Source organism: Desulfonatronospira sp., assembly GCA_003563255.1.
In the GTDB taxonomy this organism is placed as follows: domain Bacteria; phylum Desulfobacterota; class Desulfovibrionia; order Desulfovibrionales; family Desulfonatronovibrionaceae; genus Desulfonatronospira.
Genome location: PWSL01000110.1, coordinates 1 through 2843 on the forward strand (window position 1 = coordinate 1; position 2843 = coordinate 2843).

Sequence of the window (2843 nt, forward strand, 5' to 3'; positions counted from 1 at the left end):
GCAGCATCCAGCATTTTAACCAGCTTTTCATAAGCATCTCCGTAACTCCATGAGTGACTAATAAACAGGTTGCGTGTCTTGATTAATGGCATTTTATCCTCCTTTGTGTTTGAACGCCCAATGTGCTCTTCAGCGGGCGCGGTTTTTTGCGATCCGCTGCAAGAGCAAGGTTAGAGCTCACTTTTCTCGGCTTTCCAGGTATTCCGCCATTCGGTAGCCAGGCTCACTTAGCTCGAAAACTTGATCTTTGTGCCCTCGGGCCAAGACAAAACCAGCCGATAATAGTTGCTCAAGTGCGTACTCCCACTTTGCCGATGAGCGACGATCAGACGGATCGCCAAACGTCTTGCCACGAGACTGGATGTATCGCCCTCCAAAGGTAGCCAGTTTCAAGATCGTTCCGTTCTTGTCCTGTGAGGCCTCTACCAGCAGGATTCGCGCTTCCTCGGAAAGCAACGATGCCTCTTGCTGCATTGGATCAAGCGGAGTCGAGGTAACAACCGGAGTGATAACTGAGCTCGGCGTGCTTGTCGCCTGAAGTAGTCCGCCGAGATATGGATTCTTTTGGATTGTGATTTGAAGATGACGACGAAGCTTCTTTTCAAAGTCTACCGCATTGTCAAAGAACTCAACTATCCCCTGCTTTTTGCACCATTCTCGAAAATCTTTAAGTGCGGCATACTGGTCGGGATCAACAGTGTCCAAAGCTGCGGGAGCTGAGCAAAAATAGACCATTGCAGGCTTTCCGGCTTTTAAATGGCGCTCAATTTCTTCAGCGGTACCACTACTGGATGCAGTGGTGGGCGTGCCCAAGCGAGTCCAGAAAATACCAACTAGCAGATCGCAGTCTTCAAGAACGCGATCGTTAATCAGTTCTTGAGGAGAAGAACCTAGCTCAGGAGATGAGTGCGTCTCCCAACCAACAGGCATCATCATGGCTGTTGATGAAGCTGAATTTACGTAGTTCCACTCATGCAGTACATCGCGGACGATGCTGCGGTATTCATGCACGTCACCAGGGGACGCGATCATTACGGGAATTATTGTCGCTTGATATGCCATATCCTCTCCGTGAGCTCTAACGTCAACCATCAGGGGCGCGCGCCTTTGGCGCGTCCGCTGGATGGTTTTGCTAGCCGTTTTGTAGTGACAATTTCAGTTTAACCGTAGGTGTTAGCAAGTTACTGTGTTTTTTCATCCACTCAATAAGCTCGCTTTTCGCCAAACAAATGATATTTTCTGTTCTCTCACCTTGATAGGGTTCTGGATGCGCCGAAAATAGAAAAATTTTGTTGTTCCCGCGCAGATATTCTTCATAATCGGCTGGATTAAGTGGAGATGGCCATCTTCCTGACTTTACTTGAACTAAGCCTGTTTCTCCGTCACTGTTTATCATAGAAAACTCGAACTGGGGCTTTGATCGAAAGCAAGTAGATTTGATCAAAACCCAACCTTCTGTCTGAAGTTTTGAGGCAACGATATCTTCGACGTCATCGGGAGACAATAATCCAAACAATGATTTTTGGTCTGTTGTATCCAAAACGCTGCCGACAGCTTCTATATCAATACTGGGAAGCCAAGATGGATTCGTAGAGAGATTGGCTGCAATATGCCGGTTAAGTCTCACCTCCGCTTCAGATAGGTTGATTCGTTGTATCATTCTTTGCGCTATAGTTCCCCTTTGTATTGATCCACATACTAAATCATCAGGGACTTCAATCCACGTTGCTTCAATTGTGTGACCTAAATCGTAACGACGAAAATCCTCGCATATTTCTCTTGCAATATATTTTTTCTTTCCCGCAATACAAAGATAATAGTGGCCGTATTTTTGCATCCAAAGATGATCACCGGGCTTAATTTCATCAAACAGCTTGTAAATTTGCTTAGGAATATCCGAAGTATCCCACTCTTTCTTGATTAGTTCTTTTGCCTCTTCAAAATCTTTTGGCTGCTTTTCTTCGTAACCATGAGACCATCCGATTCCGACCATTCCAAGCGCTTTGCACTTAAGAAAAGGATCGAATCCTTCATCGCTATCGGGTTTGATGCTGAATTTCCATGTTTGCATGGGTTCTCCTTGCGGCTAATGTGCGGCGGATCAGGAGCAAGACCGGAGGCAAGCTTGCTTGCCGACGGGATTGTCTGCTGCATCCGCGTTGATGGACGGCGCGGGAGCGCCGGACAGCAAAGTGGATGGGAATCCGCCGCACAATGGCCGGGCGCGGAGCGTCCGGCCATCAAATGATTAAAAAATTTTTTCTGGTTATCCTTAAATCATCTTCCTTTCAATTTTTTTAACATCTTAATCTGTAATGAATATCGACATAAGTCCCCTGGATTTCTAATGAATGACCAAAAAGAAGCTTTTCTGTGTCAAATTCTGAGCAGGTAAACACTTTTTTGCATCAAGCGCAAGAATAAAGCGTCAAAATCACAGCGAACTCTTTAATTCTGCTCTGAAGCCTCCACCACCCCGCTCACTTCTGAAGTCAGGTCATAGAGCTGATAAACAAGCTGATCTATATGGTTTTCCAGGCGGCTTGTGTCCTGGCTGTCTTTTTTCAAGTCGATGAACCTGTCCACCAGGGTTTCGATCTCGTCAGCTATTGGTTGGTTTCGGAAATCAGTGATTTCCGCAAATGCAGATAAGATGTGTAATACTGCCTGCACAAATGCAGGTATTGGTAAGGGCCTTTCCTTCACGACCAAACAACTTAATTGTGTCATTGCAATAAAAATTCGAACAAAATCTTAAAATCCGGGTAACACTTTACGCCTTGGCGGCTTGGTTCATCAGGTCTTCAATCAACCTGGATGCTTCCTCTTTTTGGGTCAGATCA

Annotated in this window: 3 protein-coding genes; all 3 read right to left on the reverse strand. The window is 45.8% G+C overall.

Translation table 11 applies throughout. The features are described 5' to 3' along the window. Positions 1 to 177 precede the first annotated feature (177 nt). The 3 genes from QZP87_RS03195 to QZP87_RS03205 all read right to left on the reverse strand — a co-directional run bounded on the left by QZP87_RS03195 (position 178) and on the right by QZP87_RS03205 (position 2673). Positions 178 to 1062: a DUF4062 domain-containing protein gene (locus QZP87_RS03195; protein ID WP_291321469.1), complete on the reverse strand. Its 885-nt coding sequence runs from the start codon at positions 1060 to 1062 to the stop codon at positions 178 to 180. A 70-nt stretch (positions 1063 to 1132) separates the two neighbouring features. Continuing rightward, complete coding sequence (locus QZP87_RS03200; protein WP_291321470.1) at positions 1133 to 2071, reverse strand: hypothetical protein; 939 nt, start codon at positions 2069 to 2071, stop codon at positions 1133 to 1135. A 377-nt stretch (positions 2072 to 2448) separates the two neighbouring features. Beyond that, positions 2449 to 2673: a hypothetical protein gene (locus QZP87_RS03205; protein WP_291321471.1), complete on the reverse strand. Its 225-nt coding sequence runs from the start codon at positions 2671 to 2673 to the stop codon at positions 2449 to 2451. Between the last annotated feature and the right edge of the window lie 170 nt (positions 2674 to 2843).